The 12204-nt window shown below is 70.2% G+C and carries 10 protein-coding genes; 4 read left to right on the top strand and 6 right to left on the bottom strand.

Annotated features, from left to right (window positions below):
- Positions 1-12 precede the first annotated feature (12 nt).
- Positions 13-762 carry an iron-sulfur cluster repair protein YtfE gene (gene ytfE, locus BLR99_RS04890; RefSeq protein ID WP_011794708.1) on the bottom strand — a complete coding sequence of 250 codons (750 nt, stop codon included), beginning with the start codon at positions 760-762 and terminating at the stop codon, positions 13-15.
- Positions 763-853: 91 nt separating this feature from the next.
- Between ytfE and BLR99_RS04885 the strand changes: the two genes are divergently transcribed.
- The gene (locus BLR99_RS04885; RefSeq protein ID WP_011794709.1) at positions 854-1357 is read left to right on the top strand and encodes an RrF2 family transcriptional regulator; all 504 of its coding nucleotides are present in this window, start codon (positions 854-856) and stop codon (positions 1355-1357) included.
- A gap of 10 nt (positions 1358-1367) precedes the next feature.
- Here the strand turns inward: BLR99_RS04885 and BLR99_RS04880 are convergent, their stop codons facing one another.
- Positions 1368-2324 (bottom strand): HTH-type transcriptional regulator ArgP, encoded by a 957-nt coding sequence (locus BLR99_RS04880; RefSeq protein ID WP_011794710.1) that lies wholly within the window; start codon positions 2322-2324, stop codon positions 1368-1370.
- A 70-nt stretch (positions 2325-2394) separates the two neighbouring features.
- Here BLR99_RS04880 and BLR99_RS04875 point away from each other — a divergent pair, with 70 nt between their 5' ends.
- The gene (locus tag BLR99_RS04875; protein ID WP_011794711.1) at positions 2395-3057 is read left to right on the top strand and encodes a LysE/ArgO family amino acid transporter; all 663 of its coding nucleotides are present in this window, start codon (positions 2395-2397) and stop codon (positions 3055-3057) included.
- Positions 3058-3105: 48 nt separating this feature from the next.
- On the opposite strand, the gene BLR99_RS04870 is transcribed toward BLR99_RS04875, so the two are convergent.
- Entirely contained in the window at positions 3106-3894 is a 789-nt protein-coding gene (locus BLR99_RS04870; protein ID WP_011794712.1) for a MetQ/NlpA family ABC transporter substrate-binding protein, read from the bottom strand.
- A gap of 154 nt (positions 3895-4048) precedes the next feature.
- On the bottom strand, positions 4049-4762 hold the full coding sequence (gene serB, locus BLR99_RS04865; RefSeq protein ID WP_017439022.1) for a phosphoserine phosphatase SerB: 714 nt from the start codon (positions 4760-4762) through the stop codon (positions 4049-4051).
- A gap of 153 nt (positions 4763-4915) precedes the next feature.
- Here serB and BLR99_RS04860 point away from each other — a divergent pair, with 153 nt between their 5' ends.
- Together BLR99_RS04860 and BLR99_RS04855 are read left to right on the top strand one after the other, a co-directional pair.
- Complete coding sequence (locus BLR99_RS04860; RefSeq protein ID WP_017439023.1) at positions 4916-5980, top strand: helix-turn-helix transcriptional regulator; 1065 nt, start codon at positions 4916-4918, stop codon at positions 5978-5980.
- Between the two features lie 121 nt (positions 5981-6101).
- A complete protein-coding gene (locus tag BLR99_RS04855; RefSeq protein ID WP_011794715.1) occupies positions 6102-7802 on the top strand; it encodes a tannase/feruloyl esterase family alpha/beta hydrolase in 1701 nt (566 codons plus the stop codon).
- A 12-nt stretch (positions 7803-7814) separates the two neighbouring features.
- On the opposite strand, the gene BLR99_RS04850 is transcribed toward BLR99_RS04855, so the two are convergent.
- Both BLR99_RS04850 and mfd read right to left on the bottom strand, forming a co-directional pair.
- Positions 7815-8489, bottom strand: a complete 675-nt coding sequence (locus BLR99_RS04850) for a hypothetical protein (RefSeq protein ID WP_011794716.1) — start codon at positions 8487-8489, stop codon at positions 7815-7817.
- An 83-nt stretch (positions 8490-8572) separates the two neighbouring features.
- Positions 8573-12064, bottom strand: a complete 3492-nt coding sequence (gene mfd / locus BLR99_RS04845) for a transcription-repair coupling factor (RefSeq protein ID WP_011794717.1) — start codon at positions 12062-12064, stop codon at positions 8573-8575.
- Positions 12065-12204: the final 140 nt, after the last annotated feature.

Below are 12204 nucleotides of genomic sequence, written 5' to 3'. Positions count from 1 at the left end.
TCCTGCACGGTATCAGCGGCATCCGCACGCGCCTGCACCGTCAGTCGCGCCGCAGCCCCGGGGTGCGGCGGCCGTGCCGTCGAAGCGCGGGAACAGCACGTTGTTTTCCAGGTGGATGTGCTCGACGAGGTCGTCGCGGAACTGCTCCAGCCCCGCGTAGAGAGCGCGCCACGTGTTGCAGGCGCCCGGCGGCGGCGTCATCTGCCCGGTGAGGGCCGCGAGCCGTTCCAGCGTCTCTCCGTGCTCCGTGTGCTCTGCGCGCATCATGGCGATGGGCGGGCCCGCGAAGGCGTCGCCGCCGCCCCGGAGCATGGGAAACAGCACGCGCTCTTCCTTGAGCATGTGCGACAGCAGTTCCCCCTGCGTGGCCTCCAGCAGGTCGGCCAGGCCCGCAGGCACCCGCGGATGCTCCCGGTGCACCGCCTCCACGCGCCGCGCCATGCGGATCAGTTCGGGCAACTGCGCGCGATGGACCTCGTGGTAGCGCGCCACGATGTGATCGAGCAGCGTGCCGGTGTCCAGTGCCGGATCGGGGGCGGCGCCATCGCGTTGCAGGGCGGCAAGCTCGGCCTGCAGCGCGGCGAGGTCCAGGCCCTTGTCGGCCGCGGCCTGCGCCAGGCTCACCTGCCCGCCCCAGCAGAAATCCAGGTGCAGCCTGCGGAACACCGCCGTGGCGCCGGGCAGCGACACGGCGATCTGGCCCAGCGTCTGCCGGGAGTCGATCGTGGCGGCAGGCAGGGCATCGGGAAGGCGTGCATTCATGGGGGCTCCTTAAAGATTCATTTCTGATGAATATTTTATGCAATAAGATTCATCCGAAGAGACTCTTTCGGATTGATCCAACGCAAACGCCATGCGCCTCACCCAATGGACCGACTACGCCCTGCGCGTACTGATGTATTGCGCCGCCTGCGAGGGGCGCGCGCAGCCCGTGACCATCACCGAGGTGGCCGGGCAGCATGGCATCTCGCGCAGCCACCTCATGAAGATCGTCCAGGCGCTGGCCGCGCAGGGCCTGCTGGACACCACGCGCGGACGGGGAGGCGGCCTGCGCCTGCGCGTGCCTGCCGCCAGCATCCGCCTGGGTGACGTGGTGCGCCTCACGGAGAGCGATTTCGACATGGTGGAGTGCTTCGACCCGGCGGTGAACCAGTGCCGCCTCACCGGGCACTGCCTGCTGCGGGGCGCGCTCGCGCAGGCCACCCAGAGCTACCTGGCGGTGCTCGACGGCGTGACGCTGGCCGACCTGGTGGCACGCCCGGCCGCCGCAGGGGCCGTGTCGCCCGCGCGGCGCCGCGCGCTGGCGCAGGTGCCGGTTCCAGGGCTGCCCGTGCGCGTGGAAGTCGGGGGGAATTGACCCGGGCGGGCTATTTCTTCGGCGGCTTGCGCGGCGTCCCCGCCCGCCGCCTGCCGGCATCCGCGCCCAGCCAGGCCTGCGCCGCCGCCATGACGCACTGCGTGAGCCGCTCCAGCCCCGCCTGGGCCGAACGCGGGTGGGCCCAGTAGAGCGCCACGTCCATGCCGGTGCCCGGCAGCATCTCCACCAGCGTGCCGTCCGCGAGCTGCCGCTCGATCAGCACCGTGGGGTGCATGCCCCAGCCGATGCCCATCTCGCAGCTGCGCAGGAAGCCCTGGTTGGACGGCAGGAAGTGGCGGGGCGGATGGCGGCGCGAGCCGAGGCCCTGGCGCTGCAGCCACTGGTCCTGCAGGCGGTCGTTGCGGCTGTACACCATCATCGGCGCCTGCGCGATGGTGTCCTGGGTCACCCCGCCCGTGTCCGGCCCGAAATGGCGGCGCACGAAGGCCGGGCTGGCCGCCGCCACGTAGTGCATGGAGCCCAGCGGCCAGGTGTTGCAGCCCGCGATGGCGCCGGCGGTGGCCGTCACGGCGGCGATCACCTCGCCTTCGCGCAGCCGCTGCGCGGTGTGCTCCTGGTCGTCGATGCGCACGTCCAGCAATTCGTTGCCGCCTTCGGCGAAGGCCGCCATCGCGTCCATGAACCAGGTGGACAGCGAATCGTCGTTCACCGCCAGCTTGACCGTGGGCGCAGGCGCGTGGGCATCGGGCACCAGCGCGGGGTGGACCCGCCGCAGTTCGTTTTCCAGGAGGGCCACCTGCTCCAGGTGCAGGCACAGCCGGCGTCCGGCCTCGGTGCCCGTGCAGGGGGTACCGCGCTGTACCAGCACCTGTCCCGCACGCTCTTCCAGTTGCTTGACGCGCTGCGAGACCGCCGAAGGCGTGACGTGCAGGCGCCGCGCCGCACGTTCGAAACTGCCCTCGCGCACCACGGCCGCGAGGGCCTCGAGTCCGGCGTAGTCCAGCATGAAGCAATACTTAATGAAGGTTAGAGTTTTTAAGTTTACATAATTTTTACACCCGCCCAGAATCGGTCGCATGTGGGCACTTCTTCCTTCCTCTTCCCTGTTCTCCGGCGGGGCCGCGTCCGCCGCCTGGCTGGCCGGCTTCACGGTCTGCATGTCCCTGATCGTCTCCATCGGCGCGCAGAACGCCTACGTGCTGCGCCAGGCGGTCGCCGGGCGGCACGTGCGGGCCTGCGTGGCCCTGTGCGTGCTGGCCGACGCGGCGCTGATCGGCGCCGGCGTGGCCGGCATGGCGAAGCTGCTGGAGAGCGCTCCGGGCCTGGCGCGCGTGCTCACCCTGGGCGGCGCCGTGTTCCTGCTGGCCTATGGGCTGTTCGCATGGCACCGGGCGTTGTTCGGTGCGGGCGCCGGCCTGCGCACGGACGGCGAGCGCACCCGCCAGGGCCTGCTGGGCGTGCTGGGCACCCTGGCCGCGATCACGCTGCTCAACCCGCATGTGTACCTGGACACCGTGGTGCTCGTGGGCTCCATCGGCGCCCGGCAGGAGGGCTGCCTCAAGTGGGTGTTCGTGGCCGGCGCGGCATCGGCCAGCCTGCTGTGGTTCCTGATGCTCGCCTTCGCGGGGCGGCAGCTGCAGGGCGTGTTCGCGAAGCCGGTGGCCTGGCGCCTGCTCGATGGGCTCACGGGCGCCATCATGCTCACGCTGTCGTTCTGGCTCTGGCAGGGACTGGAATGAAAAAGGCGCCGCGAAAGCGGCGCCTTGCACGGCGGACGGCGCGGGCGATCAGAACGCCGGCACGATCGCGCCCTGGTACTTGTCCTGGATGAACTTCTTCACTTCGGGCGTGTGCAGCGCCTTCACCAGCTTGGCGATCGCCGGGTCGTTGGCGCGGTCGGCGCGGGCGGCGATCAGGTTGGCGTAGGGCGAATCGCTGCCTTCGATGAACAGCGCATCCTTCGTCGGGTTCAGCCTGGCCTCGATCGCGTAGTTGGTGTTGATCAGGGCCAGGTCCACGTCCTGCAGCGCGCGGGGCAGCAGGGCGGCTTCCAGTTCGCGGAACTTGAGTTTCTTCGGGTTCCGGGCGATGTCGATCGGCGTGGCCGTGATGTTCTTCGGGTCCTTGAGCGTGATGAGGCCCTGCTTCTGCAGCAGGATCAGCGCGCGGCCCGCGTTCGACGGATCGTTGGGGATGGCGATGGTGGCGCCGTCCTTGAGTTCGCTCACGGACTTGATCTTCTTCGAGTAGGCGCCGAAGGGCTCCACGTGGACCTTGCCGTCCGGCACGGCCACGAGGCTGCTCTTGCGGTCCTTGTTGTAGCTGTCCAGGTAGGGCTGGTGCTGGAAGAAGTTGGCGTCGAGCTGCTTGTCTTCCACCGCGGCATTGGGCTGGATGTAGTCGCTGAATTCGCGCACCTGCAGGTCCACGCCCTGGGCCTTGAGCCGGGGCTTCACGAAGTTCAGGATCTCGGCATGCGGCACGGCGGAGGCCGCCACCTTGAGGACGGTGTCGGCCGCGTGGGCAGAGACGGCGAGCGCGGCGAGGGCCAGGGCGGAGAGGGCTTTCTTCAGCATCGGAACAACGGCTTTCTTCGGTAGGTTGGGGGCGCCCCGGCCGCGCCGGGGCTGTCGCCCATGGGCCCGGAGTCTAGGTAGTTTCCCGCAGGCTCACCACGTTTTTATTGTCATACCCATATAACGCGGCTGCTACTTATGCCTTCCCGAGGCCTCACCGCAGGATGTCCAGCAGCCGGTCGAGGCCGCCCTCGTTGATCGCCACCTTGGCCTGCGCGCGCACGGCGGGTTTCGCGTGGAAGGCCACGGACAGGCCGGCCACGCCCATCATGGGCAGGTCGTTGGCGCCGTCGCCCACCGCGATCGCCTGCGACGGGTCGATGCCCATCAGCGAGGCCACTTCCAGCAGCGTGCGGCGCTTCTCGGCGCCGTCGCAGATGTCGCCCCAGGGCTGGTCCACCATGCGGCCCGTGAGGCGGCCGTCCTCGATCTCCAGCACGTTGGCGCGCGAGAGGTCGATCCCCAGGCCGGCGCGCACCCGGTCCGAGAAGAACGTGAACCCGCCCGACACCAGCAGCGTAGCGAGGCCCGCGGCCTTGGCGGCGTCGATGAGTTCCTTCGCACCGGGGTTGAAGCGCAGGCGCTCGCGGAAGACCTGCTCCATGTGCTCCACGCCCACGCCGCGCAGCAGCGCCACGCGCTGGCGCAGGCTCTCCTTGTAGTCGGTGATGAGGCCCTGCATGGCGGCCTCGGTGATGGCGGCCACCTCGGCCTTGCGCCCGGCGGCATCCGCGATCTCGTCCACGCATTCGATGTTGATCAGCGTGGAGTCCATGTCGAAGGCGATGAGCTTGTAGTCCGACAGGGACAGTGGGGGCTCGATGCCCTGCAGGACAAGGCCGGGGGCGAATTCGGTGGCATGGGTCATGGTGCTCGGAACAGCGGTGGCGGAAAGTCGGCGATGTTATCTCCGTACCGGCCCGGGCTTGTGCGGCGCGGTGGCGCTCCCGTACCATCCGCCCCCGAAGAGGCAGTACCCGGACCCGCTCCGGGGACCACAGACCCAACAGGAGACAGGCCCATGCATTTGCAGGAATGGGAGGCCGTGCAGGACGGCCCCGCCATGAGCGCATGCACCCGCCAGGCACCGGCCCGAGCCTTGCCGGCGATCGGCCCGCTGCAGGCCTTCAGCGCCGGCCTGCTGCGGCTGTCCGAGCGTGCGCGCCAGGGTGCCCCGCAGGCCATGCTGCGCGACGCACTCGACATCCTGCGCACGCTGGTGCCCTTCGACATGGCGTGGTGGGGCGAGGTGTCGGCCGGCACGCCCCAGGTGGCTCCGCGCAACTGGCTGCACGGCAGCATCGGCCTCAGCCGGCAGTTCGCCCAGGAGTGGAACCAGCTGTCCATGGAGGACGAATTCGCGCAGGCATCGCTGGACAGCCTCGGGCAGGTGGTCGTGGGCAATGCCTGCAGCGGGCAGCCGCTGTCCGCTTCGCCGCGGGTGGAGGCCTTCTGCGAGCGCCACGGTCTGTTCCACAGCATGGCCTTCACCGTGGCGCTGCCGGACAGCGGCCTGCAGTTTTTCGTCTGCGTGTACCGCAAGCCCCTGGCCCCGCCGTTCTCCGGGCAGGATGCGGCGCTGTTCGGTGAGTTCGTCCCGCACCTGCTGGACCACTGGCGGCACATGCTCGAAACCCTGCAGAGCGTCTCCATCGCACGGGCCTGGGACAGCTACGCGCTGGCCGACATGGAGGGCCGGCTGCTCTTCCTGGGATTGCGCGTGGGCCAGGCGCTGGCGCAGGTCCATCCCGGATGGTCCGGCACGGCCCTGCCCCCCGAGTGCCATGCGGCCCTGCGGCAACTGCCCGCAAGCCTGGTGGTCGGCAGGTCGTGCCGCCTGCACCTGGAGGCCTGCGGGGCGCTGGTGTGCCTGCGCCTGCCGTCGCGGCAACGCAAATCGCCGCTCGCCCCGCGCGAGATGAGCGCCGCCATGCTGTACGCGCATGGCCATGGCTACAAGGCCATCGCCGGCCTGCTGGGCCTCTCGCCCGCCACCGTGCGGACCTACCTGCGCAGCGCCTATGCCGTGCTGGGCGTGCGCAACAAGGTGGAGCTGGCGGCCGCGCTGCGCGGCACGCGCCATTGAACGCGGGCTCGGGATTTTCCCCATCCGTCTGCATTTGCAGGGGTGTCCGCACGGGCATGGCGTCCTATCGTGCCGGCAGGCCGCGTGGCGGCCGAGACAACGCACGAGGAGATTTCCACCCATGTTCCGCCGACACACCACCACCGCGGCCGCGCAGGCACGCGGGCGCTTCCAGGAGCCTGTCCATCGTCCCGGCCTCCGCTCCGCGCCGCCGGAGAGCTGTCCAGTCCGCGGCGCGGGAACCCTGCGGCGCTTCGGCGCCTTCCGGGGCTGGACCGTGCTGGCCGCCTTCGGCCTGGCCGGTTGCGGCAGCGGTGACGGCGGAGGTTCCCTGGCCGCGCGGCCGCTGGCCGAGTCCTGCCAGGCCTATGCCGCGGCATCGCCGCTGCCGCACGGTGCGGTGGCCACGCGCACCGAACTGCGCAAGGGCTCGGGCACGCAGCCCGACGTGTGCATCGTGCGCGGGCAGATCGTGTCGTCGCCGGAGTCCACCATCCGCTGGGCGGTCGAACTGCCGGAGCCGGCCGCCTGGAACCGCAAGACCCTCACCATCGGCGGGGGCGGGTTCGACGGATTCATCCCCACCGACGATCCCTGGTACCAGCTGCTGGCCGGCCCCTCGGCCCATGCCTACGTGAAGATCAGCTCCGACTCGGGCCACCCGTCGCGTGGCTTCGGCTGGGCTTCCAGCGACGTGGCGCTGCGCAACCATGCCTACGACGCCAACCACTTCGTGCTCGGCGTGGGCACCGCCATCGCCACCGACTTCTATGGGCAGCGCCCGGTGCGGCGCTACCACCTGGGCCATTCCAACGGCGGCCGCTCGGCGCTGGCGGCCGCGCAGAAATACCCGCGGGACTACGACGGCGTCATCGCTATGGAGCCGGCCATCAGCCAGCAGGCGCACCAGGTGAACCTGGGGCCGACGGTGCTGCGGCACATCTTCTCGCGGCCCGAGAACTGGCTGAACGCGGAGAAGATCGCGCTCTACGCGCGCGCCGAAACCGCGGCCTGCGATGCCCTGGACGGCCTGCGGGACGGCATCATCGGCAACGTGCGGGCCTGCGACTACGTGCCCACCGAACTGCTGTGCAAGGGCGCCGACAACAATGGCTGCCTGACCGCGGGGCAGATCGAATCCATCCGGCTGATCCACAGCGCGCACGACATCCCCGTCACGCTGTCGCGGGGCGAGCGCGGCTATCCGGGCTATGGCCGCGGCGGATCGGCCACGTCGGACTGGAAGGACTACATTTTCGGCAGCGGCTTCCAGGCCCGCGATTCCTTCAATTTCATGGCGGCCCAGGAAGGCGCGCGGGTGGCCGAAGGCAATCCGCAGCGCAGCCTGCTGGACCACGATCCCACGCAGTTCCCTTCGCAGTACCTGCGCCTGGCCGACATGATGGACACCACCGACCCGGACCTGTCCGCGTTCGCCGCCCGCGGCGGCAAGCTGCTGATCTGGTACGGAATGGCGGACACCTGCGTGTCGGTCTATCGCACGGCGGCTTATTTCGATACGGTGCGCGATCGCCTGGGGGATGACCGCGTGCGCGGCTTCGCGCGCCTGTTCACCACCCCCTCGGTCGGCCACAACCTGGACGGCCCGGGCGGCGATCCGCGATCGATCGACCTGCTGGGCGCGCTCGATGCCTGGGTGGAGCGGGACGCCGCGCCGCGGAACCTGGTCACCACGCGCTTCGCGGCGGACGGCACCACGCCGGTATTGCAGCGGCCCGTCTGCGAGTACCCCCGGTTCCCGCGCTACAACGGCACGGGGGATCCGTCCCGGGCCGACAGCTTCACCTGCTCGGCGACCTGACGCCCGGGCGCCTCAGGAGCGCAGGTACAGCCGGTCCGACCAGGTGGCCAGCCACTCGGGCCGGAAGGCCACGAACACCGCGCAGAGCATGCCCGTCACCACCGCGTCGCCCCAGGCCATGAGCCAGCGGGCGACCATGGCGAGGCCTGGGTCCACGCCCGGCAGCGCATGCCCGCTCCAGAGCGCGAGGCCGCCCGCCGCGAACATGCACAGGGCCGTGCCGAGGAAGGCGCGGCCCAGCACATAGACGAAGAGGTGCGTGCCGGTCAGCCGGCGCAGCAGCGCGCCCAGCAGCAGCGCGAGGGTGGCGGGCACCACGCCCTGCCAGGCCGCCAGGCCCAGCGCCTCGCTCCAGGTCAGGGCGGGCGAAAGCAGGGCCGCCACCACCGCCACCGTGGCCAGGACGGGCACGGCCAGCGGCCAGCCCACCATCAGCACCACGAGGCAGGCGCCCGACATCTGCAGTTGCAGCGGCATGGCGTGCAGCGTGGGAAGGGCCCATATCCAGGGCAGGAACACCAGCGTGGCCAGCAACGGCGTGAGCAGCGGCGAAGCCTGCCGGCCCCCTGGAGCGCCCCCGGGGCCTTCCGGCGCCTGGGAAGCGGACCGGGCCACCAGCAGGCGCCACGGGCGGGTGGCGGCCGCGGCGGCGAGGGCGAGCAGGACGATGGCGGCTTCGAGGGGCATGGGGGGGCATCCGTGGGCGGCTCCGGCAAACGGCGCTCCCGGCGCCCCCGCGGTCCGCGGCGGGCGCGCCCCGCCGGGCGGCCTCAGGCCGGAGCGCCCTGCGCAGCCCCCAGGGGCTGGCCCAGGCTGCGCAGCACGTCGCGCACCATCTGCGCCCGGTCTTTCGCGTCCGGCAGTTCGCGCTCGATGCGCAGCTTTTCGTTGCCCGCGAGCTTGATGTGCCTATTTTTCTGGATCAGGTGGATGATCTGCATCGGGTCCACCGGCGGCTGGGGCCGGAACGTGATGTTCGTCACGCCCGGTGCCGCATCCACCTTGATGACCCCGTAGGGCTGCGACAGCACGCGCAGCCGGTGCACGTCGATCAGCGTCTGCGCCTGCGGCGGCAGCTTGCCGAAGCGGTCCACGATTTCTTCGAGCAGGGCGTCGATCTGGTCCGCGGTCTTCGCGGTGGCGAGCTTCTTGTAGAACGACAGCCGCAGGTGCACGTCGCCGCAGTAGTCGTCGGGCAGCAGGGCCGGCGCATGCAGGTTGATGTCCGTGGTGACAGACAGCGGCGCGAGCAGGTCGGGCTCCTTGCCGGCCTTGAGCGACTTCACGGCCTCGGCCAGCATCTCGTTGTAGAGCTGGAAGCCCACCTCCAGCATGTTGCCGCTCTGGCTCTCGCCCAGTACCTCGCCCGCGCCGCGGATCTCCAGGTCGTGCATGGCGAGGTAGAAGCCCGAGCCCAGTTCCTCCATCTGCTGGATGGCGTCCAGCCGCTGGGCGGCCTGCTTGGTCAGGCCGTCCACGTCCGGCACCATCAGGTAGGCATAGGCCTGGTGGTGGCTGCGGCCCACGCGGCCGCGCAGCTGGTGCAGCTGCGCCAGGCCGAACTTGTCGGCGCGGCTCATGATGATGGTGTTGGCCGTGGGCACGTCGATGCCGGTCTCGATGATGGTCGAGCACAGCAGGATGTTGTAGCGCTGCGCCACGAAGTCGCGCATCACCTTCTCCAGCTCGCGCTCGGGCATCTGGCCGTGGGCCACGGCGATGCGCGCCTCGGGCAATATCTCCTCGAGCTTCTGGCGCCGGTTCTCGATCGTCTCGACCTCGTTGTGCAGGAAGTAGCACTGGCCCCCGCGCTTCAATTCGCGCAGCACCGCCTCGCGGATCACGCCCGTGCCCTCGTTGCGCACGAAGGTCTTGATCGCCAGGCGCCGCTGCGGCGCGGTGGCGATCACCGACAGGTCGCGCAGGCCTTCCAGCGCCATGCCCAGCGTGCGCGGGATGGGCGTGGCGGTGAGCGTGAGCACGTCCACCTCGGCGCGCAGCTGCTTCATCTGCTCCTTGTGGCGCACCCCGAAGCGGTGCTCCTCGTCGATGATGAGCAGGCCCAGGTTGTGGAACTTCGTGGATTCGGAAAGCAGCTTGTGCGTGCCCACCACGATGTCCACCGTGCCGTCGCCGATGCCCTTGATGGCCGCCGTGATCTCCTTGCCCGAGCGGAAGCGCGAGACCTCCGCGATCTTCACCGGCCACTTGGAGAAGCGGTCCACCAGCGTCTGGTAGTGCTGCTCGGCCAGCAGCGTGGTCGGCGCGAGGAACGCCACCTGCTTGCCGCCGGTGACGGCCACGAAGGCGGCGCGCAGTGCCACCTCGGTCTTGCCGAAGCCCACGTCGCCGCAGACCAGCCGGTCCATGGGGCGGGGCGAGATCATGTCCTGGATCACCGCGTGGATGGCGGCGTTCTGGTCGGCCGTTTCCTCGAACCCGAAATCGTTGGCGAACTGCTCGTAGTCCTGCGGGCTGTAGCGGAAGGCGTGGCCCTCGCGCGCCGCGCGGCGGGCGTAGATGTTGAGCAGCTCGGCGGCGGAATCGCGCACCTGCTCTGCGGCCTTGCGCTTGGCCTTCTCCCATTGGCCGCTGCCCAGCTTGTGCAGCGGCGCCTCGTCGGCGGACACGCCCGTGTAGCGGCTGATGAGCTGCAGCTGGCTCACCGGCACGTACAGCACGGCCTTGTCGGCGTATTCGAGGTGCAGGAACTCCTGCATCGCGGGCGTGCCGTCGGGGTTCTTCTGGCCCACGTCCATGTGGATCAGGCCCCGGTAGCGGCCGATGCCGTGCGCGCTGTGCACCACCGGGTCGCCCAGCGTGAGTTCCGACAGATCCTTGATGAGCGCCTCGACATCGCTCACCTGCTCCTGCTTCTTGCGCCGGCGCGTGGTGGCGCCGGCCGCGAACAGCTCGGTCTCGGTGACGAAGTCGATGCCTTCCCCGACCCAGGCGAAGCCCGTGGCCAGGGCGGCGGTGGCGATGCCGACCTTCTCGTCAGCCTGGCCCTGGAACTCGGCCAGCGAATCGAAGGCCGGCGGGTTCAGCTGCGAGGCGCGCAGGAAGTCCAGCAGGCTCTCGCGCCGGCCGTCGCTCTCGGCCAGCAGCAGCACCCGGTGCCGCGTGTCGCGGATGTGCGCATGCAGGCGCGCCAGCGGATCCTCGGCGCCCCGCACCACCGACAGATCGCCCAGCTTCTGGAAGTCAGCGTTGTCGGCCACGTCCTCCACGCCCGGCCGCAGCGCGAGCTGCGCATGCACGTTGGCGCGGGTGTAGAACTGCTCGATGCCCAGGAACAGCGACTCGGGCGGCAGTGCGGGCCGGTCGGGGTCGCCCTGCACCAGGCGGAAGCGCTCCTTCGTGTCGTGCCAGAAGCGCTGGAAAGCCGGCTCCAGGTCGCCGTGCAGCACCACGGTGGCGTCCTCTCCAAGATAGTCGAACACGGTGGCCGTCTCGTCGAAGAAGAGCGGCAGGTAGTACTCGATGCCGGCGGTGGCCACGCCGTTGCCCATGTCCTTGTAGATGCGGCTCTTGGTCGGGTCGCCCTCCAGCAGCTCGCGCCAGCGGCTGCGGAACTTGGCCCGGGCCGCATCGTCCATGGGGAACTCGCGGCCGGGCAGCAGGCGCACTTCCGGCACGGGATACAGGCTGCGCTGCGTGTCGGGATCGAAAGTGCGGATGGAGTCGATCTCGTCGTCGAACAGGTCCACCCGGTAGGGCACGGGCGAGCCCATGGGGAACAGGTCGATCAGGCCGCCGCGCACTGCGTATTCGCCGGGGCTCACCACCTGCGAGACGTGGCTGTAGCCGGCCAGCGTGAGCTGGGCGCGGAACTTCGCCTCGTCCAGCTTCTGCCTGACCTTGAAATGGAAGGTGTAGGCCGCGAGGAACGAGGGGGGCGCGAGGCGGTAGAGCGCCGTGGTGGCCGGCACCAGCACCACGTCGGCGCCGGTGTCCCGGTCCTTCTGGCTGATGCGCCAGAGCGTGGCCAGGCGCTCGCTGATGAGGTCCTGGTGCGGCGAGAAGGTGTCGTAGGGCAGCGTTTCCCAGTCGGGAAACAGCGCGCAGCGCAGTTCGGGCGCGAAGAACGCCATCTCGTCGATCAGGCGCTGCGCGTCGGTGGCGTCGGCCGTGACGATGGCGGTGGTGCGCCGGGCGGCCTTCTCGCGCTCCGCGACGCGCGCGAGCAGCAGGGCGTCGGCGCTGCCCACGGGGCGCGGCATGGTGAAACGTTTGCCGGGGATGAGTTTGGGGAGGTCCATGGGGAAGCGGGGACTGGCTGGGCGCATCGGAGCGCCGCGGGCCGTGCGCGGTGCGGCGCGGCCATGCAGGCATTCTAGGGCGGCGGCCATTCCGGCGGAGCGCCCGGGGCATGCCGGCCGGCGAGGGCGCGCCGCGCTCC

This window comes from Paracidovorax citrulli (assembly GCF_900100305.1).
GTDB lineage: Bacteria > Pseudomonadota > Gammaproteobacteria > Burkholderiales > Burkholderiaceae_C > Paracidovorax > Paracidovorax citrulli.
The sequence above is the reverse complement of the archived record's forward strand: the minus strand, read 5'-3'. Positions and strand labels throughout refer to the sequence as shown.

Bases quoted from the DNA above. Each gene is read 5' to 3' on its own strand.
- ytfE (WP_011794708.1), bottom strand. From the start codon at position 762: ATGAATGCACGCCTTCCCGATGCCCTGCCTGCCGCCACGATCGACTCC.
- BLR99_RS04885 (WP_011794709.1), top strand. From the start codon at position 854: ATGCGCCTCACCCAATGGACCGACTACGCCCTGCGCGTACTGATGTAT.
- BLR99_RS04880 (WP_011794710.1), bottom strand. From the start codon at position 2,324: ATGCTGGACTACGCCGGACTCGAGGCCCTCGCGGCCGTGGTGCGCGAG.
- BLR99_RS04875 (WP_011794711.1), top strand. From the start codon at position 2,395: ATGTGGGCACTTCTTCCTTCCTCTTCCCTGTTCTCCGGCGGGGCCGCG.
- BLR99_RS04870 (WP_011794712.1), bottom strand. From the start codon at position 3,894: ATGCTGAAGAAAGCCCTCTCCGCCCTGGCCCTCGCCGCGCTCGCCGTC.
- serB (WP_017439022.1), bottom strand. From the start codon at position 4,762: ATGACCCATGCCACCGAATTCGCCCCCGGCCTTGTCCTGCAGGGCATC.
- BLR99_RS04860 (WP_017439023.1), top strand. From the start codon at position 4,916: ATGCATTTGCAGGAATGGGAGGCCGTGCAGGACGGCCCCGCCATGAGC.
- BLR99_RS04855 (WP_011794715.1), top strand. From the start codon at position 6,102: ATGTTCCGCCGACACACCACCACCGCGGCCGCGCAGGCACGCGGGCGC.
- BLR99_RS04850 (WP_011794716.1), bottom strand. From the start codon at position 8,489: ATGCCCCTCGAAGCCGCCATCGTCCTGCTCGCCCTCGCCGCCGCGGCC.
- mfd (WP_011794717.1), bottom strand. From the start codon at position 12,064: ATGGACCTCCCCAAACTCATCCCCGGCAAACGTTTCACCATGCCGCGC.